Origin of the sequence: Streptomyces griseosporeus, assembly GCF_014656055.1 — a bacterium.
Classification (GTDB): domain Bacteria; phylum Actinomycetota; class Actinomycetes; order Streptomycetales; family Streptomycetaceae; genus Streptomyces; species Streptomyces griseosporeus.
This window is the reverse complement of record NZ_BNBR01000009.1, coordinates 90,089-110,038: the sequence shown is the minus strand read 5'-3', so window position 1 is coordinate 110,038 and position 19,950 is coordinate 90,089. Positions and strand designations below refer to the sequence as shown.

Here is a 19,950-nt window from a genome sequence, read left to right as displayed (position 1 = left end):
CATGCGCCGGCGCACCCTGCTCGCCGCCGCGGTCGCCGGGGGACTGGCCGCCGCCGGAAGGACACCGTCGTACGCCGCCGGCCGCCGCGTCCTGCACGTCCGCCCCGGAGACAGCGTCCAGGCGGCGGTGGACGCGGTGTCCGGCCCCGGCTGGACGATCGTCGTGCACCCCGGGACGTACCGCGAGGTGGTGAACGTCCCGGCGGACAAGACCGGCCTGACGCTGCGCGGCGCCACCCGCGACCCCCGGGCCGCCGTCCTGGTGTACGACAACGCCAACGGCACCCCGAAGCCGGACGGCTCCGGCACCTACGGCACCGCGGGCTCGGCCACCTTCACCTCCGCGGCGCCCGGCCTCACCGTCCGCGACCTCACCCTGGCCAACGACTGGCTGCGCGCCGAGCACCCGGACATCACGGGCACGCAGGCGGTGGCGGCGTACCTCACGGGCGACCGCTCCCACTTCGAGAACGTCCGCCTCCTCGCCCACCAGGACACCCTGTTCGTGGACACGAGCGCCCTGGACGCCTTCGACCGGATGTACTTCCGCCACTGCCACATCGAGGGCGACGTCGACTTCGTCTTCGGCCGCGCCACGGCCGTCTTCGAGTCCTGCCACTTCCGCACCCTGCGCCGGGATGTGAGCTTCACCCCCAAGGGCATGGTGTTCGCGCCCTCCACCGCCCGCGCCAACCCGCACGGCATCCTCGCGGTGCGCTGCCGCATCACCTCGGCGGCGGAGGACGGCGCGTACAAACTGGCCCGCCCCTGGGTCCCGTCGTACGAGCCGACCGCCTGGCCCTCCCTGGTCGTCCGGGACACCTGGATCGGCCCCGGCATCGACGCGGCGGCGCCCTACACGAACATGCGGGACGCCTACCCCTGGCAGACGATGCGCTTCCACGAGTACGGCAACACGGGCCCGGGCGCGAAGGTGACGACCCCGGAGAACCGCCCCCAACTCACCGCGACCGAGGCGCCGGCGCACACGCGGGAGACATACCTGGGGGAGTGGAGACCGTACGCGCAGACGGGCCGGCGACGGCCGGCGTGAGGTGGACCGAGTCGGCTCAGCGCAGATGCCAGAGGGCGTACGTGGCGAGCAGCAGCACCGCGCCCGCGCCCGCCATCGCCACACCCAGTAGCCGCAGGTACCCCACCGACCCGGACAGCGTGGGCGCCCCGCCCCCGAGGCGCCCCATGGCCGCCCACGCCTCCTCCCGCCTGCGCCGGATCCGCTCGGACCTGCGCGTGGTGATGCCGCGCACGTCGAAGGCCCAGCTGAGGCCGCACCACAGGGCGGCCAGGCCGGCCACGCCGAAGACGACGAGGATCACCGGGGAGGGGCCGTGGGCTCCGGCGGCGAGGGACTGCATCGGGTACCGACTCCTTCTGTCTGCGGATCATGACCTTAGGGGAGCCGGGTCAACGGAAGGTCATGGCAGGCCCATTGGAGTGCAATGCCCCGAACGGGTGGTTCGTGTATCGATCGGGTAACGGGGCTCGCGCGGCGGGAGTGATGCGCGTAGACAAGGCGTGACCTGGTGGAACGACGTAGTACCACCTGTACAGAACCGGAGATTCCATGCGGAAGTCCCTCAAGGCGGCTGCCCTCGCCGCCGCGTGTGCCGTGGCCGGCGGAGCGCTCTACGGGGCCGGCGCGGCCACCGCCGGTCAGTCGACCGCCAACTCCACGCACGAGCCGTACAACATCGGCGTGCTCGTCAAGGACATCGACGCCTACTACGGCATCACCGCCGACAAGGACGGCGTCTACCAGGCGTCCCCCGACAGCCCGTACGCGCAGGACCTCGCGCGCATCGACGCCGACGCGAAGAAGTACATCGACAAGGCCGCGCGCAAGGCGCTCAAGCGCGGCGAGAAGCCCGCCGTCGTCTTCGACATCGACGACACGCTGCTGCTCAGCCTCGACTACGAGAAGCGCACCAACTACACCTACAACGACGCCACCTGGAAGGCCTACGTCAACAAGGCCGACCGCCCGGCCGTCTTCGGCAGCCCGGAGCTGGTGCGGTACGCCGAGTCCAAGGGCGTCGAGGTGTTCTACAACTCAGGTCTCGGCGAGGCGCAGCGCGCCGCGGCCGTCGAGAACCTGAAGAAGGTCGGCGCCGATGTGAACCTCGACGCCGGCCACATGTTCCTCAAGGACAAGGCGAACCCGCCGGCCTACCTGAGCGAGTGCGCCACGGCCGCCGCCTGGAACTGCACCACCGTGCAGTACAAGTCCGGCACGCGGCAGCACATCGAGGAGGACCTCGGGTACGAGATCATCGCCAACTTCGGCGACCAGTACTCGGACCTGGAGGGCGGCTTCGCCGACCGGACGTACAAGCTGCCGAACCCGACGTACTTCGTCAGCTGACGCGTACCGGTCTCACCGACTCCAGCGTCGGGACCACCGGTTCGATCGTGCCCTCCGGCGCGAACCGCAGCCGGTCGACCGTCGTCTCGCGGTGCGTGCCGTCGCCGCCCGGGCGGCCGGGGCCGTTCAGGGCGAACCGGTGGTAGACGATGTACCAGTCGTCGGTGCCGGGCACGCCGACCACCGAGTGGTGGCCCGTGCCGAGGATGCCGCACTCCGGGCGCTTGGAGAGGATCGTGCCCCGCTTGGTCCACGGACCGAGCGGGGTCGGTCCGGTCGCGTAGGCCACGTGGTAGTCCTCGCTGCGCGTGTCGTCCTCGGACCACATGAAGTAGTACGTGCCCCGGCGCTTCACCACGAACGATCCCTCGCGGAAGTCCGGCGGGGTGATGTCCCGCACCGCGGCCGGGTCGAACGACGTCATGTCCGGGTTCAGCGGGGCCACATAGCCGTGGCCGTTGCCCCAGTACAGGTACGCCCGGCCGTCGTCGTCCGTGAACACCGCCGGGTCGATCATCTGGCCCGGGTACGCCCCCTTCGCGACCAGCGGCCGTCCGAGCGCGTCCTTGAACGGGCCCGCCGGGGAGTCCGCCACCGCCACGCCGATGCTCTGCTCGGCGCAGAAGTAGAGGTAGTAGCGGCCGTCGCGCTCGGCGACCGCCGGGGCCCACGCGTAGGTGTCCGCCCAGGTCACGTCCGGGCCGAGGTCCAGGACCACGCCGTGGTCCCGCCAGTGGACGAGGTCCTTGGAGGAGTACGCCGTGAACCGCGTGGCGCTCCAGCCGCGGTGGCCGTCCGTCGTCGGGTAGAGCCAGTACTCGCCGTTCAGGTAGCGCACGTCCGGATCCGCGTTCAGGCCGGGCAGGATCGGGCTGCGGGTGCGGACCGCCTCCACCGTCCAGGTGCGGCGCGTGCCGTCGGCGGCCGTCACGGTGTACGTCCGCGGGGTGCGGAAGTCGCGTGGCGTGCCCGGGCGTGGGGTGACCGTCGCGCCCTCGCCCAGCCACAGCCGGGGCGCCAGGCGGCGCAGATCGGCGTCCGGTCGCATCGGCAGGACCACCTTCGACGACGCCTCCGTGACGACGGCGTACCCCTTCTGGCCCGGCGCCGTCACGTCCACCACCGAGGCGGGCGTCGCCGGGTAGGCGGCCAGCAGGCGGTCGTACTCCTCCTGCGTCACCGGCAGCACGGTGCCGTGCCGCGGGCTCGCCGGGAGCTGGTAGTTCACCGACGGCGTCCACTTGCCCGAGTCGAGGTCGGTCGTCTCGAAGGGGACGTAGCCCCTGCCGCCGTACTCGTCGATGAACAGGTACCACTTCTCCTCGGTGTTCGACCTGAACACCGTCGGGCCCTCGCCCCGGTCCAGCGCCCCGCTGCCGATGCAGTCCGCGACGAAGTCGTACGACGTCGACGTCAGCGACGTGGACTTCTCCGCGGTGATGAACTTCGAGCAGGGGCCGGCCGAGCCCGGGTCCCGCTCGTCCTTGGTGTAGCGGTAGTAGGTGCCGTCGTGGGCGACGACCGTGGAGTCGATGACCGAGTAGCCGGGGTCGTCCCACACCTTCGGCTCGCTGAACGTCCGGAAGTCCTTCGTCGTCGCGTACAGCATCCTGTTGTACGTCGAGCCGGTGTGCTCCGGGTCGTCGGCGGCGTACAGCTTCGACGCCCAGAAGACGACGTACGCGCCGAGGCCGGCGTCCCAGTAGGCCTCCGGCGCCCAGGCGTTGCCCGCGTTGTCCGGGGCCACCTGCACCAGGCGCTGGTCGGTCCAGTGGACCAGGTCGGTGGACTCCCACACCATGACCGACCTGCTGCCGTGCCGCTGCACATGGTCCCAGCTGCCGCTGGAGTCGCGGTACATGCGCAGGTCGGTGGCGATCAGGTAGAACCTGTCGCCCTCGGGGGAGCGGATCACGAACGGGTCGCGCAGGCCCTTCTCGCCGGTCGTGGAGGTCAGCACCGGCCTGCCGCCGTTCAGCTCCCGCCAGTGCAGCGGGTCGTTGCCGCGGCTGAGGGCGTAGCGGATCTGCTCGCCGTCGGCGGTGCCCTCGCCGGTGAAGTAGGCGAAGAGGTAGCCGGCGTACCGGGGGTGCTGCACGGGGGGTGCTCCTGACTGCGCGGTGCCGAGGGGTGTGGCGGCGAGGAGGCCGAGGACGGTCAGACAGGCGACGAGCAGAGCTCTCAGACGCATGGGCGGTCCTGTCGGAGTGTGGGGGATCCTGTGGGAAGTTGCGCGCCTTCGGAGTGTCATCAGGGGGGCAGAGCGCGTCAACCGGTGCGTGAGAGAGGAAAGTTTCGGTCCCCCGGCAGCCCTGCCCCCCCACGCGCCGACGCCCCGCCGGTCGTCACCGGCGGGGCGTCGGCTGTCACCGGCCGGGGGGCGGCCGGAGTCAGGGGCGGCTCACTCGTAGCCGATGTCGGCCGCCGTGAACAGGCAGGACGTGCCGTCGGGGCCCGAGCCCAGCTCCTTCGGCTCCTTGCCCGTGTTGTTGCCCTGGAAGCGGGTGCACGTCTTGATCTTCTTACCGCTGTCGCCGTGGACGCGGACGTTGCGCAGGGCGGCCGTGTCGCCGTAGTTGGAGTTGATGCCGACGATCGACTTGCCGGGCGCGGTGACGTCCACGTCGTTGATGATGATCGTGCGCTTGTACTGCGTGGAGCAGTTGCCGCAGGACCGCACCAGCTTGCCGAAGTTCTCCACCTGGAACTTGGTCACGACGAGCTTGCCCGCGCCGTTGAACTGGAGGACCTTGTCGTCGGCGTTCTTCGCGCCGCCGCCGTAGACCGTGTACACCGCCGAGGCGGACTTGCCCTTGAAGGTGGCGGCGTCCTCGCCGACGTCCAGCCACCACACGTTCTGCAGCGTGCAGGAGCCCTTGCAGTGGACGCCGTCCGCGGCCGGCGAGCCGATGATCACGTTCTTCAGCACCGCGCCGTCGGCCAGCTCGAAGATCGGGTCCTGGCCCTCCTCCTGACCGCTGCCGCCCAGGCCGCCGGAGCCGTAGAACTTCTTCAGCTTGCCGTCGTAGGTGCCGGTCACCTTGATCGGGGACGACACGGCCTGGCTGCCCTTGGCCGTCGGCCAGGACGAGGCGGCGCCCGCGGTGGACAGCATCGTCGTGGTGACGATGGCCGCCCCGGTGAGGCCGAGCGCCGAGGCGCCGGCGATCAGGGCCCGCCGCTTGGTGGCCCGGCGGCGGTGGCGGACGCGCTGTTCAGCTCGTGCTGTCATAACCGTTCCTTGCGTGGGGAGGATCCTTGCGTCTCCTGGTTGCCGCACGTGCGGAAAGGGTTGCCGGGGGTGCTAGGAATTCTCGTCGCCGTCCGTGTGGGGCGCGAACCCGCCGCCCACGGCGTACCGTTCGCCGCCGGCCGTGGCCGTGACCGTGAACCGGTCGGCGCCCGCGTCGCGTCCGCCGCGCTCGTGGTCGTACTGCCCGGCGAAGACCCACTCGCCCGCCGGGACGGTACGGCCCGGCCTGAGCGTCCAGGTGTAGACGAGGAAGCCGTCCCGTTCGCCGACGGCGAGGGTGAAGTCGCCCTCCGGGAGCGAGCGCCAGGCGCCGGCGGAGGACACCCCGCCGGTCTGCGCCACCCACAACTCCACGGTGAGTGCGGTGAGTTGTTCGGAGGTCTTGAAGGTGACGTTGCTCTGCGCCCAGAACTCGTTGCTGTGCGGGTCGACCGAGCCGTCCGACCACAGCGGACCGTCCTGTTCCTTCGTCGCCTCCGGCGCCCGGGCGGAGGCGGCGGGGCTGCCCGTCGGGGCCGAAGCGCTCGGAGTGCCGCCGACCGTCGGCGGGGCGCTCGGCGTGGGGTCCGCGGGCGGCGCCGGCGGGCGGCTCGTCGCGTCCGGCGACGGCGACGGCGAAGGCGTCGGCGTGGGGGAGACGGCGACCGTCTGCTGCGGGGGAGTGTCGTCCTTCACCGCGGAGGCGACGGCGTAACCGCCGGCCGCGAGCAGGCCCGAGACCGCGGCCGTGGCGCCGGCGATGCGCAGCCAGCCCCACGCCGGCGGGCGGACCGCCCGGTGGCCGGGCCGCTCCGGCGCGGACATGCCCCGCTCGACACGGGCCAGCATGCGCGCCCGGTCGGGTTCGTGTGCCGCGGCTGCCTCGTGCAGCCGGGCGCGCAGCTCGTCGTGCACGTCCCGCTGCATGGTCATCGGTCCTTTCCTCCGGCCTCACCGGTCCGCGCCGCCAGCGCCGCGCGCATCCGCTGCGGAGCCTCGCGCGTGCCGAGCAGCCGCTGCAGCTCGGCCATCCCCTTCGAGGTCTGGCTCTTCACCGTACCCACCGACACGCCGAGGGCGAGCGCGGTGTCCTTCTCGGACAGGTCGAACGCGTGCCGCAGCACCACACAGGCCCGTTTGCGGAACGGCAGCCGGCGCAGCGCGTCCCGGACGTCGACCACGCCGGCGACGTCCGGGTTCTCCGTGCCCTCCTCGCGCTGCGACCAGAACAGGGCGATCCGCCGGCGTTCGCGCACCGCGCTGCGGATCCGGGTGCGGGCCAGATTGGCGACCACCCCGCGCGCGTACGCCACCGGATGGTCGGCCGCGCGCACCCGGTCCCAGCGGTGCCACAGTGCCAGCAGCGCGTCCGCCGCCAGATCGTCGGCGGCGTCCGCCTCGCCGGTCAACAGGTGGGCCAGACGTGCGAGTTCGGCATGGTGACGCTCGAAGAAGGCATGGAACTCCACGGAGGCGGCGTCGTCGACGACTGTGCCCACGGGCGGTCTCTCCTCGCAGCGGTGCCCGGCGTCGAAGACATCGAACAAAGGTGCGCCGGGATGAGATCCGGAACTGTAGCAGCCGTACGTGCGGACACCCGAACACCGTGTGAGGGACCGGACGTTCAGGTGCCCGATCCGTAACACGGGGAACACCTGAAACGGGTTCGGTGGGGGAACAATCCAGCCAGCATCCCCACCCGATCAAGCCGGAACGCGCCGGGCGCCGAGGAGTTGTCCACCATGTTCGACAGGTACTTCAGGATCTCCGAACGGGGATCCACCCTGGGCCGGGAGATACGCGGCGGCCTCGCCACGTTCTTCACCATGGCCTACATCCTGGTCCTGAACCCCATCATCCTGGGCAGCGCCGAGGACAAGTTCGGCCACCGGCTCGACACCGTCCAACTCACCACCGCCACCGCCCTGGTGGCCGCCGTGATGACGGTCGTGATGGGCATCGGCGGCAACCTGCCGCTCGCCCTCGCCGCGGGCCTCGGCCTGAACGCCGTCGTCGCCTTCCAGATCGCCCCGCTGATGAGCTGGGACGACGCGATGGGCCTGATCGTCGTCGAGGGCCTGCTGATCTGCGTCCTCGTGGTGACCGGGCTGCGCGAGGCCGTCATGCGCGCCATCCCGCAGCCCCTGAAGCAGGCGATCAGCGTCGGCATCGGCCTGTTCATCGCCTTCATCGGCTTCGTCGACGCCGGGTTCGTCAGCCGCATCCCCGACGCGGCGAACACCACCGTCCCCGTCCAGCTGGGCGGTTCGGGCACGCTCACCGGCTGGCCCATCCTCGTCTTCTGCCTCGGCGTGCTGCTGACGGTCGGGCTGCTCGCCCGCAGGGTCAAGGGCGCCATCCTGATCAGCATCGTCACCATGACCCTCGTCGCGATCGTCATCAACTCGGTCGCCGACATCAAGAGCTGGGGCCTGACCGCCCCCGAGTGGCCCGACAAGGTCGTCGACACGCCCGACTTCGGACTCCTCGGCCACTTCAGCCTGTTCGGCGCGTTCGGGCAGACCGGCGCGATCACCGTCGTCCTGCTGGTGTTCACGCTGATCCTGTCCGACTTCTTCGACACCATGGGCACCGTCGTCGGCATCACCGCCGAGGCCGGACTCCTCGACGAGGAGGGCAGGGTGCCCCACCTGGGCCGGGTGCTGCTCATCGACGGTGCGGCGGCCGTCGCCGGCGGCGCCGCCTCCGCCTCCTCCGCGACCTCCTACATCGAGTCCGCGGCCGGCGTCGGCGAGGGCGCCCGCACCGGCTTCGCCAACCTGGTCACCGGCGGCCTGTTCGGCCTCGCCCTGTTCCTCACCCCGCTGCTGACCATCGTCCCGCTGCAGGCCGCCGCGCCCGCCCTGGTCGCCGTCGGCTTCCTGATGATGACCCAGGTCAAGCACATCGACTGGGACCGCTACGACATCGCCGTCCCGGCCTTCCTCACCATCGCCGTGATGCCCTTCACCTACTCCATCACCAACGGCATCGGCGCCGGCTTCCTCGCCTACGTCGTCATCAAGACGGTCCTCGGCCGGGCGCGGGAGGTGCACTGGCTGCTGTGGGCGGCCTCCGCGCTGTTCCTCGTCTACTTCGCCATCGACCCGATCGAGCAGGTCCTCGGCGTGAAGTAGCGCCCGGCCGGGAACGTCACTTGTCCAGCGCCGCCTTCATCATGGCCTTGGCCACGGGGGCGGCCAGGCCGTTGCCGCTGACCTCGGAGCGGGCCGCGTCGGACTGCTCCACCATCACGGCGACGGCGACCTCCTTGCCGTCCGCCTTGGCGTAGGAGGTGAACCAGGCGTACGGCGTCTTGCTGTTGTTCTCGCCGTGCTGGGCGGTGCCGGTCTTGCCGCCGACGGTCGCGCCGTCGATCCGCGCGTTCGTACCGGTGCCGTCCTCCACGACCGTCCGCATCGCCGACTGGAGCTGCTCGGCGGTGGAGGAGCTGATGATCTCCTCGCTGCCGGCGTTGTCGTCGTAGTTCTGCAGGACGTCGCCGCCGCCGTCGGTGACCGTGGACACCATGTGCGGGGAGACCAGCGTGCCGCCGTTGGCGATCGCCGCCGACACCATCGCCATCTGCAGCGGGGTGGCGGTGACGTCGAACTGGCCGATACCGCTCAGCGCGGTCTGCGGCTTGTCCATGTCCTTCGGGTAGACGCTGGTGTACGCCCGCACGGGCACGTCCTGCTCGTCGTCGTTGAAGCCGAACTTCTCGGCCATGGCGCGGACCTTGTCCTGGCCGAGGTCGACGGCCAGCTTGCCGAAGACGTTGTTGCAGGAGTACTGCAGGGCGACCCGGATCGAGGCGTTCCCGCAGGGCGCGGACGGGTTCTCGTTGGTCAGCGGGCGGGTCGTGCCGGGCGCCGTGTACGGGTTGGGGCTGTCGGTCCTCGCGTCCACCGAGGACACCAGCCCGTCCTCCAGCGCGGCGGCCGCGACGACCAGCTTGAACGTCGAGCCCGGCGGCAGCGGCTGCCGCAGCGCGCGGTTGGTCAGCGGCTTGTCCGGGTCGGCGTTCAGCTCCTTCCACGCCTTGCCGGCCGTGTTCGCGTCGGTGAGGGACGACGGATCGTACGACGGTGTCGACACGGCCGCGAGGATCCGGCCCGTCTTCGGGTCGATGGCGACGGCGCCGCCCTTCTTGTCGCCGAGCGCCTCGTACGCCGCCTTCTGCACGTCCGGGTCGATCGTCGTCAGCACGTTGCCCGGGTCGGCCCGCTTGCCGGTGACCGTGTCCATCACCGTCTTCAGACGGCTGTCGGTGCCGTTGAGCAGGTCGGCGTAGATGCCCTCCAGCTGCGTCGGCGCGTATGCCTGCGAGGCGTACCCCGTCACCGCCGCGTACAGCCTGCCGTCGGTGTAGGTGCGCTTGTACGCCAGGTCACCGCCCGAGGTGCGCGCCGAGCCGGTGACCGCGCGTCCGGCCACGATGATGTTGCCGAGCGGCTCCGCGTACGTCTGGATCGCGTTGCGCCGGTTGTCCTTGTCGTCCGCGAGGGCCTGGCCGTCGTAGTACTGCACCCATGTCGCCCTGACGAGCAGAGCGAACACGAGCAGCAGAGCGAAGACGGATGCTCGCCTGATCGTCTTGTTCATCCCGATCACTAGACGAGCGGGATGCGGCGGATCGTTCCCTTCCGTTCGGTTTTCTCATCGGGCGTTCATGAATCCGGCCCCGTCCGCCCGTTCATGAACCCGGCCTCGTACGCCGCGATCACCGCCTGGGTGCGGTCGCGGGCGCCGGTCTTCGCCAGCACGGCGGCGACGTGCGTCTTCACCGTGGCGGGGCCGACCTCCATGCGCCGGGCGATCTCCGCGTTGGTCAGCCCCTCGGCCATCAGGCGCAGCACCTCGCTCTCCCGGCCGGTCAGCCGCGCCACCCAGGGCGCGGGCGCCGGGTGCACGCGCGCGTGCTCGGCCGCGAGCCGCCGTACCGCCGCCGGGAACAGCAGGGTGTCGCTGCGCGCGACCAGCCGTACGGCCTGGACGAGCGCGTCGGCGTCGGCCCGCTTCAGCAGGAACCCGGAGGCTCCGGCGCGCAGGGCGTCGTACACATAGGAGTCGTTCTCGAAGGTGGTGACGACCACGACGCGGGGCGGGCCGGGGAGCGTGGCGAGGATCTGCTCGGTGGCGCGGATGCCGTCGGTCCCGGGCATCCGCACGTCCATGAGGACGATGTCGGGCGCGGTCTCCCGCACCACGGCGACGGCCTCCGCGCCGTCGGCCGCCTCGCCGACCACGGCGAGGTCCGGCTCGGCGGACAGGATGGCCCGCAGCGCGGTACGCACCATGCGCTCGTCGTCGGCGAGGACGACACGGATCGGCGGGCGGGGGGTGTCGGGCGTGGTCATCGGGTGTCCTTCAGCTGTCTTTCATCGGCAGTCGTACGTGCAGGCGCCAGACGCCCTCCCGCGGGCCCGCCTCGGCGGTGCCGCCCAGCAGGCGGGCCCGGTCGGCCATGCCGCGCAGGCCGTGGCCGCCGCCGGGGCGGCACGGCCCGGCCCCGCCCAGCGGGTTCTCGACGGTGATCTCCAGGCGGCCGTCGGCGGCCTCGACGCGCAGCCTGACCTCCACCCGCTGACCGGCGTGCCGCAGGGCGTTGCTCAGCCCCTCCTGCACGATCCGGTACGCCTCCCGGGACAGCACCGGCGGCAGCGCGGCCGGGTCCACGGTGACGTCGGCCGTGACCCGTACGCCTCCCGCGCGCGTGCGGCGCAGCAGCCCGTCCAGGTCGGCGGCGAGGGTGGGCGCGGGAGCCGTGCCGGGCGCGTCGCCGTCGCGCAGCACGCCGAGCACCGCGTCGAGGTCGCCCACCGTGCGCCGGGTGGTGTCCTCGATCGCGGCGAGCGCCTCGCGGGCGAACTCCGGGTCGCTGTCCAGGACCCGGCGGGCGGCGCTCGCCTGGAGCATGACGGCGCTCAGGGCGTGCCCGACGGAGTCGTGCAGTTCGCGCGCCAGCCGGTTGCGCACCGCGAGGTCGGCGGCGCGCGCCTCGGCCGCCGCGAGCCGGTCCTCCGGCGTCGGCCCGAGCAGCGCCGGCGCCCAGCGGGCCAGCAGCGCGCCCGCACCGGCGGCACAGCCCGCGAGCGCGAGGAGCAGGACGGCTCCGGTCACCGGCGCCAGTACCAGTGCCTCGGCACCGCCGAAGGAGCGCGGCATGCCGAGCCGGCTGCCGAACGGCGCCGCCAGGGGCAGCGCCAGCAGCACGGCCGCGAGCGGTGGCACCGCCAGCGACATCCCGGCGACGATCCCGCCGAACCCCAGGTGCAGCGTGAACCAGGCCGCCGTCCGGCCCCGCGCCGGCCGGCCCCGGGCGGGGCCGTACGCCAGCCGGTCAGGGGCGATGCCGCACAGGGCGCGCGCGGCGCCCGCCTCCAGCGGCCGGGTCATCGGGAACACCGCCGCGGTGAGCGCGGCGAGCGGCAACCCCAGCACGAACGACAGCAGTTGGAGGGGCAGATCACCGAAGACGTACCGGGCGTCCAGCGTGGGGCCGACGATCAGCTCGCCGACGAAGACGTACGGCATGGCGAGCGCGCCGCCGAGGATCAGATGGATCCAACGGAGGCGCGCCCGCCGGCCCAACAGCGGCCGCAGGACGTCTCTCACGCCGCGCGCCCCGTCGTCGAGCGCTCCGCGAGGAAGTGGGCGGCGACCGCGGCGACGAGGAACCCGGTGATCATCTGGCCAGCGTAGGTCAGCAGCATCAGCGGCGTGGCCCGGTCGGCGGGGTCGTCCACCGCGGTCAGCGCGGCCACCGACAGCCACGCGCCCCAGCAGGCGGCGGCGCCGGAGCCGACCCAGGCGAGGGCGAGCGGCACCGTCACGGGCAGGGGCCGGCCGCGCCGGAAGGCCAGCAGGCCGGCGCCCGTGACGGCGGCCAGCAGGAACAGGACGTACACCGCCTCCAGGGCGTAGAAGGCGCCGGTGCGCTCCGGGACGCGGCCCTCGCTCAGTCCGGTGGTGGCGCCGCACGCCCACAGCAGGTGCACGGTGAGCGGGAACAGGGCGAGCACGCCCGCGGCGACGGCCGTGCACCGCTGGGCCGCACCGACCACGCTGACCGGCAGCTCCCACACCGGCCCGCGCCACAGCTGCCCCCACCGGTCCCGGGCGTACAGCGCGAACAGCGTGCCCAGCGCGACGCCCTGCACGATGAACCCGGTGTACACCACCCCGAAGACCCACTCGTCGAGGAACGGCTCGCGCGCCGTCCGGTGCCCGCCGCCACCGCCGAGGGCCCGTGCCGCGAGCTGGAGCGGGAACCCGGCCATGATCGGCGCCAGCAGCCCGGTCGCCACCCACACCGGCACCGCGAGCAGCCACGCCGGCGCCCGCAGCCCCCACGGCCGGGTCAGCACCAGCGCCAGCACGATCACCGCCGCGTCCATCAGCACGGTCACGCTGTTGGCGACCGCCATGGTCGTGGGGTGCTCCAGCAGCGAGCTGCCCCGCGGGATCCCGATCCGGCTCCCGGCGATCCAGGCGGCCTTCAGCGAGAGGTACGGCAGACAGGAGGCGACGGCGACAGCGCGCAGGATCCGGCGGGAACGGCCGAGCGGGACGCGCCCGGCGACGTCGGGGGAGGAGGGGGAGGAGGGGGAGGAAGCGGCGGGACCTGCGGGAGCAGCGGAGCCGAAGGCGGGGACGGCGGAGCCGGGTGACTGCGTCATGGCCCCACGCTCCCGCGCCCCGCCCGGCCCGCGCGTCCTGCGCACCGACGATCCGTCTCCGCCGCGCGGCGGAGACGCGGGTCCTACCGGGCCGGGGGAGCCGCGGACTCCTGCTCCGGCCCTATGCCGTTCAGAGGCGCCGCGTCGCCAGCGTCAGCCGGTCGCGGGCGTCGAACAGGGCGTCCTTGACCATCTGCTCGTGCGCCGGGGTCAGCCGCGCCACCGGCACCGAGCAGCTGATCGCGTCACGGGCCGGGGTGCGGTACGGGATCGCCACGCCGAAGCAGCGCAGCCCGAGGGTGTTCTCCTCGCGGTCCACGGCGAAGCCCTGCTCGCGCACCTGGTGCAGCTCCTCGATGAGCTTCTCCCGGTCGGTGATGGTGTTCTCGGTGAGCGCGGGCAGCGTCTCCGGGAGCATCTTGCGGACCTGCTCGTCGCTGAACGTGGACAGGATCGCCTTGCCGAGCGAGGTCGAGTGCGCGGGCAGCCGGCGCCCGACCCGGGTGAAGGGGCGCAGGTAGTGCTGGGACTGGCGGGTGGCCAGGTAGACCACGTTGGTGCCGTCGAGGCGCGCCAGGTGGATGGTCTCCGTCGTGTCGTCCGACAGCCGGTCCAGGGTCGGCCGGGCCGCCGCCACCACCTCGTCGCCGTCGATGTACGACGTGCCGACCAGCAGCGCCCGCACCCCGATGCCGTACCGCGTGCCGGTGGCGTCCGTCTCCACCCAGCCCAGTTCGACCAGGGTGCGCAGCAGCATGTAGAGACTGGACTTGGGGTAGCCGACGGCCTCCTGCACGGAGGCGAGGGAGTGCATTCCGGGGCGTGCGGCGAAGTACTCCAGCAGTTCCACCGTCCGTACCGCCGATTTGACCTGCGCCCCGCCGCCCGTCTCGCCTGCAGACATCGCCCTTGACCCCTTCATCCGACGGGAAATAGTCTCCGAACTGCATTCATCATCAGAGACAGCGTTCAGTATATCGAACGCCCCTGGTGGACGGGCGAGTACTGGAAAGGACCCCACGGTGGCAGCAGCACCAGTCTGGAGTGTCGACCCCCGAACCGGGAAGCAGCGGGAACAGGTTGCGGTGGAGGCCACAGCCCAGGAGGTGGACGCCACCGTCACGGCCGCCCACGCCGCGCGCGAGGCGCTCGCCGACCGCACGGTCCGCGCCGCCTTCCTGCGCACCGCCGCCGACCACCTGGAGGCCGCGAAGGGCCAGCTCGTCGAGGTCGCCGACGCGGAGACCGCGCTCGGCCCGGTCCGGCTCAACGGCGAACTCGCCCGCACCTGCTACCAGCTGCGCGCCTTCGCCGGCATCGTCGACGAGGGCGCCTTCCTCGACGTCGTCATCAACCACCCCGACGACACCGCCACCCCGCCCATCCCCGACCTGCGCCGCTACAAGGTGCCGCTCGGCGTGGTCGCCGTCTACTCGGCGTCCAACTTCCCCTTCGCCTTCTCCGTGGCCGGCGGCGACACCGCGAGCGCGCTCGCCGCGGGCTGCCCCGTCGTGGTCAAGGCCCACCCCGACCACCCGGCCCTGTCCGAGGTGGTCGCCAGGGTGCTGCGGAACGCCGCCGCGGAGCACGGCATCCCCGCCGGTGTCGTCGGTCTCGTGCACGGCTTCGAGGCGGGCGTCGAGCTGATCAGGCACCCGCTGGTCGCCGCGGCCGGCTTCACCGGCTCGATCCGCGGCGGGCGCGCGCTGTTCGACGCGGCCGCCGCGCGCCCCGTGCCGATCCCCTTCCACGGTGAGCTGGGCTCCCTGAACCCGGTCGTGGTCACCGAGGCCGCCGCCGCCGAGCGCGCCGAGGCCATCGGCGCCGGGCTCGCCGGGTCCATGACGCTGGGCGTCGGCCAGTTCTGCGTGAAGCCCGGCCTGGTGCTGGTGCCGTCCGGCGCCGCCGGCGACGGCCTGGTCAAGTCCCTCACCGACGCCGTGAGCAACACCGACCCCGGCGTCCTGCTCGACCACCGCATGCGGGACAACTTCGTCGCCGGGGTCGCCGAGCGCGCCCAGCTGCCCGACGTGGACGCGCCGGTGACGCCGGGCGCGGGCGGCGAGCACACGGTCAGCGCCGGCTTCCTCACCGTCCCGGCGAGCCGGCTGGCCGCCGAGGACGAGCACGACCTGCTGCTGGAGGAGTGCTTCGGCCCGGTCACCGTCGTCGCCCGCTACGACGACGAGGACGAGGTCAAGGCCGTCCTGTCCCGGCTGCCCGGCAACCTCACGGCGACGGTCCAGGTGTCGGAGGCCGAGGCCGCCGGCGAGGGCCGGGCCACCGAGATCCTCGCCGAGCTGACCCCGCTCGCCGGACGTGTGCTCGTCAACGGCTGGCCGACGGGCGTCGCCGTGGCCGCTGCCCAGCACCACGGCGGCCCGTACCCGGCGACGACCTCCACCTCCACCTCCGTGGGCGGCACGGCCATCGAGCGCTGGCTGCGCCCGGTCGCCTACCAGAACGCGCCCGAGGCCCTGCTGCCGCCGGAGCTGCGCGACGACAACCCGCTGGGGCTGCCGCGGCGGTTCAACGGACGCCTGGAGCGGTAGAAGCCGCCCATGGACGCAGAGCTTCCCGAACTCCCCTTCCGGCTGCGCACCTACGGCCCCGACGGCAACTGGTCCTACGAGGGCGGGGTGCTCACCGGGTGGGCCGGCGCACGCCAGGACCGTTTCGTGCCGCCCACCGGGGAGGCGGTCGAGCCGGCCGCCGACGCACCGCGGCTGCTGGGCGCGCCCGAGGGTGACTTCCAGCTGATCGCCCGGGTCACCGTGGGGTTCGGCGCGGCGTTCGACGCCGGGGCGCTCTACGTCCACGTCGGCGAACGGGCCTGGGCCAAACTGTGCCTGGAGTACTCCCCGGACGTGCCCACCGTGTGCACGGTGGTCACCCGGGGGCACTCCGACGACGCCAACTCCTTCACCGTGACGGGCAGTTCGGTGTGGCTGCGGGTCAGCCGCACCGGCCGTGCCTTCGCCTTCCACGCCTCCCGCGACGGCGAGCGCTGGACCTTCGTCCGCCTCTTCACGCTCGGCGAGGAGAAGGAGACGGGCGCGGCCCTGGTCGGCTTCATGACCCAGTCGCCACTGGGGGAGGGCTGCGCGGTGACCTTCGACCACCTGGAGTTCCGGCCGGCCTGGCCGGACGACCTCAGAGACGGCAGCTGAGCGGGCGGCCGGGGAACCCCGCCGCCGCGGTACGCGTCCTGACGGGCATGATCAGCCGACGTGTGATCCGCACCGTCCTGCCCGCCGAGGCCGGGGCCGTCGCCGCCCTGCACACCCGGGCCCGGTCGACGTACTACCCGGACGGGCTCCCGGACGACGGCACCGACTGGCTCGCCGCCTGGCGGACCGCCGTCGAGCGCCCGGACGGGCAGGTGCTGGGCGTGGTGGAGGACGGGGTGCTCACCGGCATCGCCTCCTTCCGCGTGCCGGAGGGCGGCCCCGCGCACACCGTCAAGCTGTACCAGTTCCATGTCGAGCCCGGCCGCTGGCGCACCGGCGTCGGTACGGCCCTGCACGCCGCCTGCGTCGAGCAGTGGCGCGCCGACCGGCGGCGCGCCGCCGTCCTCGACGTGCACGTGGACAACGCCCGGGCGCGCGCGTTCTACGCCCGGCAGGGCTGGACAGCGGACCCCGACCGGCCGTACGCCCCCGGCGACCATCACCTCGGCCTGCGGCTGTCACTGGCGGTGCCCCGGCCGGGGGAATGAAACCGGCTGTTTGAACGTTCATACACTCCTGCGGAGGCCGAGGACGTCTCCGTGCCCCCCTGCGACTGGAGTGAGTGAACCGTGACCCTGCGCGTCGAGATCTGGAGCGACATCGCCTGCCCCTGGTGCTACGTGGGCAAGGCCCGCTTCGAGAAGGCGCTCGCGGCCTTCCCGCACCGCGACGACGTCGAGGTGGTGCACCGCTCCTTCGAACTGGACCCGGGGCGCGCCAAGGGCGACGCCGGGCCCGTCATCCCGATGCTCGCGAAGAAGTACGGCATGAGCGAGGCGCAGGCCCAGGCCGCCGAGGACAACGTCGGCGCGCAGGCCGCCGCCGAGGGCCTGGAGTACCGCACCCGGGGCCGCGACCACGGCAACACCTTCGACATGCACCGCCTGCTGCACTTCGCCAAGGAGCAGGGCCGCCAGGACCAGCTCGTCCAGATCTTCTACCGCGCCAACTTCGCCGAGGAGCGCTCCGTCTTCACCGAGGGCGACGAGCGGCTCGTGGAGCTGGCCGTCGAGGCCGGACTGGACGCCGACGCCGCCCGCAAGGTGCTCGCCGACCCGGACGCCTACGCCGCCGAGGTGCGCGCCGACGAACGCGAGGCCGCCCAGCTCGGCGCGAGCGGTGTGCCGTTCTTCGTCCTCGACCGGAAGTACGGCGTCTCCGGCGCCCAGCCCGCCGAGGTCTTCGCGCAGGCCCTCGCGCAGGCCTGGGGCGAGCGCTCCCCGCTGACCCTGATCGACCAGGGCCGGGGCGACGCGGACGCCTGCGGGCCGGACGGGTGCGCGGTGCCGCAGCACTGATCCGGTGGCCCATCCATAAGCAGTCCTTTGCGTGACCACGTAAAAGAATGCAATGGACTTGGGGAAGGTCAGGGCTCACAGTGGTTCCATGGAGACCTTCGAGAGCCTCGTCCGCGCCGAGTTCGCACCGGAGAACACCTACCTGAACACCGCGAGCAACGGCCTGCTGCCGGCCCGCACCGTCGCCGCCGTGCACCGCGCGGTGCGGATGCGGGCCGAGGGCCGGCCGCTCACCCCGCTGTACGGGGACGTGGAGGCCGCCCGCGCCTCCTTCGCCCGGATCGCCGGGGTGCCCGTCGAACGGGTGGCGACCGGCGCTTCGGTCGCGGAGTACGGCGCCCTGATCGCCGCCTCGCTGCCCGCCGGCGCCGAAGTCCTGACGGCCGAGGCCGACTTCGCCTCCCTGGTGAACCCGTTCCACATGCGCGGCGACCTCAAGGTGCGCGCCGTCCCGCTGGACCGGATCGCCGACGCCGTCCGCCCCGACACCGCGCTGGTCGCGGTCAGCACCGCCCAGTCCGCCGACGGCCGCGTCGCCGACCTCGCCGCCGTCCGGGACGCGGCCCGGGCCCACGGAGCGCGGATCTACCTCGACGCCTCCCAGTCGGCCGGCTGGCTGCCGATCGACCCCGGCACCTACGACTTCCTCGCCTCCGTGGGCTTCAAGTGGCTCCTCGGCCCGCACGGCGCCGCCTTCTTCGTCGGCCCCGAGGACCCCGGCTCGCTCGCCCCGCTCCTCGCCGGCTGGGTCGCGGGGGAGAAGCCCTGGGACAGCTGCTATGGCCCGGTCACCGAACTGGCCCGCTCGGCACGCAGGTTCGACATCAGCCCGAGCCTGTTCAGCTGGGCCGGGCTGCGCGCCTCCCTGGAACTGATCGAGGAACTGGGCGTGGAAGCCGTCCACGCCCACGACACCGCGCTGGCCGACCGGTTCCGCACGGGTCTCGCCGCGCTCGGCCACGAACCCGTCGCCGCCCCCGGCTCCGCCATCGTCTCCGTCCCCGGACTCGGCCACCGCCAGCCCGAGCTGAGCGCCGCGGGCATCGAGGTCTCCGACCGCGCGGGCAACCTGCGGGCGTCCTTCCACCTCTACAACACCCCGCAGGACGTGGACCGCCTGCTCGACGTGCTCTCCGGCTGACGATCGGCCTCTGACGGCTGACGGCTGACGGCACAGGACCGGGCCGGGCCCCCCGTCCCACACGAGGGGGCCCGGCCCGGTGTCCTGAGGAAGCGCCTACCGCACCGGCGTGAAGTCCCGCGCGCCGATGAACTCCGGTCGGCGCACCGGTGCCGCGAACGGCTCCACCGCCGTGTTCTCCACGCTGTTGAACACGATGAAGACGTTGCTGCGCGGGTACGGCGTGATGTTGTCGCCGGAGCCGTGCATGCAGTTGCAGTCGAACCAGGTCGCCGAGCCGGCCTTGCCGGTGAACAGCCGGATGCCGTGCTCGCTCGCCAGCTCGGTCAGCGCCTCGTCGGACGGCGTGCCCGCGTCCTGCATCTGGAGGGACTTCTTGTAGTTGTCCTCCGGCGTGGCGCCCGCGCAGCCCAGGAAGGTCCGGTGCGAGCCGGGCATGATCATCAGGCCGCCGTTGGTGGCGAAGTTCTCCGTCAGCGCGATCGAGACGGACACGGTCCGCATGTTCGGCAGGCCGTCCTCGGCGTGCCAGGTCTCGAAGTCGGAGTGCCAGTAGAAGCCGCTCGCGCCGAAGCCCGGCTTGACGTTGATCCGGGACTGGTGGACGTACACGTCCGAGCCGAGGATCTGCCGGGCCCGGCCGACGACCCGCTCGTCGCGCACCAGGTTGGCGAACACCTCGCTGATCCGGTGCACCTCGAAGACCGAGCGGATCTCCTTGGACTTCGGCTCGACGATCGAGCGCTCGTCGGCGCGGATGGCGGGGTCGTTCACCAGCCGGTCCAGCTCCGCCTTGTAGACGGCGACCTCGTCCTCGGTGATCAGCTGGTCGACGGCGAGGAAGCCGTCCCGCTCGTAGGCCTGCAGGTCGGCGGTGGCGATGGGGCCCGGGGTGTCCGGGGAGCCCCAGACGACCGGGTCCTGGCGGGGCACGGTCACCTCACTGGTGCCGCGGGTGGGGTACAGGTCGGTGACAGCGGTCAT

19 protein-coding genes are annotated in these 19,950 nt (G+C 72.5%); 8 read left to right on the top strand and 11 right to left on the bottom strand.

Features of this window, described 5'->3' with window-relative positions:
• Position 1: 1 nt before the first annotated feature.
• A complete protein-coding gene (locus tag IE308_RS33895) occupies positions 2–1,054 on the top strand; it encodes a pectinesterase family protein (protein WP_190220823.1) in 1,053 nt (350 codons plus the stop codon).
• Between the two features lie 16 nt (positions 1,055–1,070).
• Here the strand turns inward: IE308_RS33895 and IE308_RS33890 are convergent, their stop codons facing one another.
• Entirely contained in the window at positions 1,071–1,376 is a 306-nt protein-coding gene (locus IE308_RS33890) for a hypothetical protein (RefSeq protein ID WP_229909336.1), read from the bottom strand.
• A gap of 209 nt (positions 1,377–1,585) precedes the next feature.
• Between IE308_RS33890 and IE308_RS33885 the strand changes: the two genes are divergently transcribed.
• Positions 1,586–2,383 (top strand): HAD family acid phosphatase, encoded by a 798-nt coding sequence (locus IE308_RS33885; RefSeq protein ID WP_190220822.1) that lies wholly within the window; start codon positions 1,586–1,588, stop codon positions 2,381–2,383.
• Here IE308_RS33885 and IE308_RS33880 read toward each other — a convergent pair.
• The 4 genes from IE308_RS33880 to IE308_RS33865 form a co-directional block, all read right to left on the bottom strand.
• Complete coding sequence (locus tag IE308_RS33880; RefSeq protein WP_190220821.1) at positions 2,376–4,574, bottom strand: glycoside hydrolase family 43 protein; 2,199 nt, start codon at positions 4,572–4,574, stop codon at positions 2,376–2,378. The genes IE308_RS33885 and IE308_RS33880 overlap by 8 nt on opposite strands.
• A gap of 210 nt (positions 4,575–4,784) precedes the next feature.
• The gene (locus IE308_RS33875) at positions 4,785–5,615 is read right to left on the bottom strand and encodes a pectate lyase (RefSeq protein WP_190220820.1); all 831 of its coding nucleotides are present in this window, start codon (positions 5,613–5,615) and stop codon (positions 4,785–4,787) included.
• Positions 5,616–5,687: 72 nt separating this feature from the next.
• A complete protein-coding gene (locus tag IE308_RS33870; protein ID WP_190220819.1) occupies positions 5,688–6,548 on the bottom strand; it encodes a hypothetical protein in 861 nt (286 codons plus the stop codon).
• Entirely contained in the window at positions 6,545–7,114 is a 570-nt protein-coding gene (locus IE308_RS33865; RefSeq protein WP_190220818.1) for a SigE family RNA polymerase sigma factor, read from the bottom strand. The genes IE308_RS33870 and IE308_RS33865 overlap by 4 nt, the downstream gene beginning before the upstream one ends.
• Before the next feature lie 243 nt (positions 7,115–7,357).
• Between IE308_RS33865 and IE308_RS33860 the strand changes: the two genes are divergently transcribed.
• The gene (locus IE308_RS33860) at positions 7,358–8,752 is read left to right on the top strand and encodes an NCS2 family permease (RefSeq protein ID WP_190220817.1); all 1,395 of its coding nucleotides are present in this window, start codon (positions 7,358–7,360) and stop codon (positions 8,750–8,752) included.
• A 16-nt stretch (positions 8,753–8,768) separates the two neighbouring features.
• Here IE308_RS33860 and IE308_RS33855 read toward each other — a convergent pair whose 3' ends face one another.
• The 5 genes from IE308_RS33855 to IE308_RS33835 form a co-directional block, all read right to left on the bottom strand.
• A complete protein-coding gene (locus IE308_RS33855; protein WP_190220816.1) occupies positions 8,769–10,220 on the bottom strand; it encodes a peptidoglycan D,D-transpeptidase FtsI family protein in 1,452 nt (483 codons plus the stop codon).
• A 65-nt stretch (positions 10,221–10,285) separates the two neighbouring features.
• A complete protein-coding gene (locus IE308_RS33850; protein WP_190220815.1) occupies positions 10,286–10,975 on the bottom strand; it encodes a response regulator transcription factor in 690 nt (229 codons plus the stop codon).
• A 10-nt stretch (positions 10,976–10,985) separates the two neighbouring features.
• On the bottom strand, positions 10,986–12,233 hold the full coding sequence (locus tag IE308_RS33845) for a sensor histidine kinase (RefSeq protein ID WP_190220814.1): 1,248 nt from the start codon (positions 12,231–12,233) through the stop codon (positions 10,986–10,988).
• On the bottom strand, positions 12,230–13,297 hold the full coding sequence (locus IE308_RS33840) for a hypothetical protein (protein ID WP_229909334.1): 1,068 nt from the start codon (positions 13,295–13,297) through the stop codon (positions 12,230–12,232). The genes IE308_RS33845 and IE308_RS33840 overlap by 4 nt, the downstream gene beginning before the upstream one ends.
• A gap of 130 nt (positions 13,298–13,427) precedes the next feature.
• A complete protein-coding gene (locus IE308_RS33835) occupies positions 13,428–14,201 on the bottom strand; it encodes an IclR family transcriptional regulator (protein ID WP_110627291.1) in 774 nt (257 codons plus the stop codon).
• A gap of 118 nt (positions 14,202–14,319) precedes the next feature.
• Between IE308_RS33835 and IE308_RS33830 the strand changes: the two genes are divergently transcribed.
• The 5 genes from IE308_RS33830 (at position 14,320) to IE308_RS33810 (ending at position 18,966) form a co-directional block, all read left to right on the top strand.
• Positions 14,320–15,849, top strand: coding sequence for an aldehyde dehydrogenase (NADP(+)) (locus IE308_RS33830; protein ID WP_190220813.1), 1,530 nt, complete (start codon positions 14,320–14,322; stop codon positions 15,847–15,849).
• Between the two features lie 9 nt (positions 15,850–15,858).
• The gene (locus IE308_RS33825) at positions 15,859–16,467 is read left to right on the top strand and encodes a DUF1349 domain-containing protein (RefSeq protein WP_110627289.1); all 609 of its coding nucleotides are present in this window, start codon (positions 15,859–15,861) and stop codon (positions 16,465–16,467) included.
• Between the two features lie 47 nt (positions 16,468–16,514).
• On the top strand, positions 16,515–17,015 hold the full coding sequence (locus tag IE308_RS33820; protein WP_190220812.1) for a GNAT family N-acetyltransferase: 501 nt from the start codon (positions 16,515–16,517) through the stop codon (positions 17,013–17,015).
• Positions 17,016–17,102: 87 nt separating this feature from the next.
• Positions 17,103–17,825, top strand: a complete 723-nt coding sequence (locus IE308_RS33815; RefSeq protein ID WP_190220982.1) for a DsbA family oxidoreductase — start codon at positions 17,103–17,105, stop codon at positions 17,823–17,825.
• An 88-nt stretch (positions 17,826–17,913) separates the two neighbouring features.
• Positions 17,914–18,966 (top strand): aminotransferase class V-fold PLP-dependent enzyme, encoded by a 1,053-nt coding sequence (locus tag IE308_RS33810; protein WP_190220811.1) that lies wholly within the window; start codon positions 17,914–17,916, stop codon positions 18,964–18,966.
• A gap of 96 nt (positions 18,967–19,062) precedes the next feature.
• On the opposite strand, the gene thpD is transcribed toward IE308_RS33810, so the two are convergent.
• Positions 19,063–19,950, bottom strand: coding sequence for an ectoine hydroxylase (gene thpD / locus IE308_RS33805; RefSeq protein ID WP_190220810.1), 888 nt, complete (start codon positions 19,948–19,950; stop codon positions 19,063–19,065).

Excerpts from the sequence above, each read along its gene's own strand:
- thpD (WP_190220810.1), bottom strand. The coding sequence starts at position 19,950 with ATGACCGCTGTCACCGACCTGTACCCCACCCGCGGCACCAGTGAGGTG.
- IE308_RS33825 (WP_110627289.1), top strand. The coding sequence starts at position 15,859 with ATGGACGCAGAGCTTCCCGAACTCCCCTTCCGGCTGCGCACCTACGGC.
- IE308_RS33810 (WP_190220811.1), top strand. The coding sequence starts at position 17,914 with ATGGAGACCTTCGAGAGCCTCGTCCGCGCCGAGTTCGCACCGGAGAAC.
- IE308_RS33820 (WP_190220812.1), top strand. The coding sequence starts at position 16,515 with ATGATCAGCCGACGTGTGATCCGCACCGTCCTGCCCGCCGAGGCCGGG.
- IE308_RS33885 (WP_190220822.1), top strand. The coding sequence starts at position 1,586 with ATGCGGAAGTCCCTCAAGGCGGCTGCCCTCGCCGCCGCGTGTGCCGTG.
- IE308_RS33890 (WP_229909336.1), bottom strand. The coding sequence starts at position 1,376 with ATGCAGTCCCTCGCCGCCGGAGCCCACGGCCCCTCCCCGGTGATCCTC.
- IE308_RS33880 (WP_190220821.1), bottom strand. The coding sequence starts at position 4,574 with ATGCGTCTGAGAGCTCTGCTCGTCGCCTGTCTGACCGTCCTCGGCCTC.
- IE308_RS33870 (WP_190220819.1), bottom strand. The coding sequence starts at position 6,548 with ATGACCATGCAGCGGGACGTGCACGACGAGCTGCGCGCCCGGCTGCAC.
- IE308_RS33835 (WP_110627291.1), bottom strand. The coding sequence starts at position 14,201 with ATGTCTGCAGGCGAGACGGGCGGCGGGGCGCAGGTCAAATCGGCGGTA.
- IE308_RS33895 (WP_190220823.1), top strand. The coding sequence starts at position 2 with ATGCGCCGGCGCACCCTGCTCGCCGCCGCGGTCGCCGGGGGACTGGCC.
- IE308_RS33860 (WP_190220817.1), top strand. The coding sequence starts at position 7,358 with ATGTTCGACAGGTACTTCAGGATCTCCGAACGGGGATCCACCCTGGGC.
- IE308_RS33855 (WP_190220816.1), bottom strand. The coding sequence starts at position 10,220 with ATGAACAAGACGATCAGGCGAGCATCCGTCTTCGCTCTGCTGCTCGTG.
- IE308_RS33875 (WP_190220820.1), bottom strand. The coding sequence starts at position 5,615 with ATGACAGCACGAGCTGAACAGCGCGTCCGCCACCGCCGCCGGGCCACC.
- IE308_RS33850 (WP_190220815.1), bottom strand. The coding sequence starts at position 10,975 with ATGACCACGCCCGACACCCCCCGCCCGCCGATCCGTGTCGTCCTCGCC.
- IE308_RS33840 (WP_229909334.1), bottom strand. The coding sequence starts at position 13,297 with ATGACGCAGTCACCCGGCTCCGCCGTCCCCGCCTTCGGCTCCGCTGCT.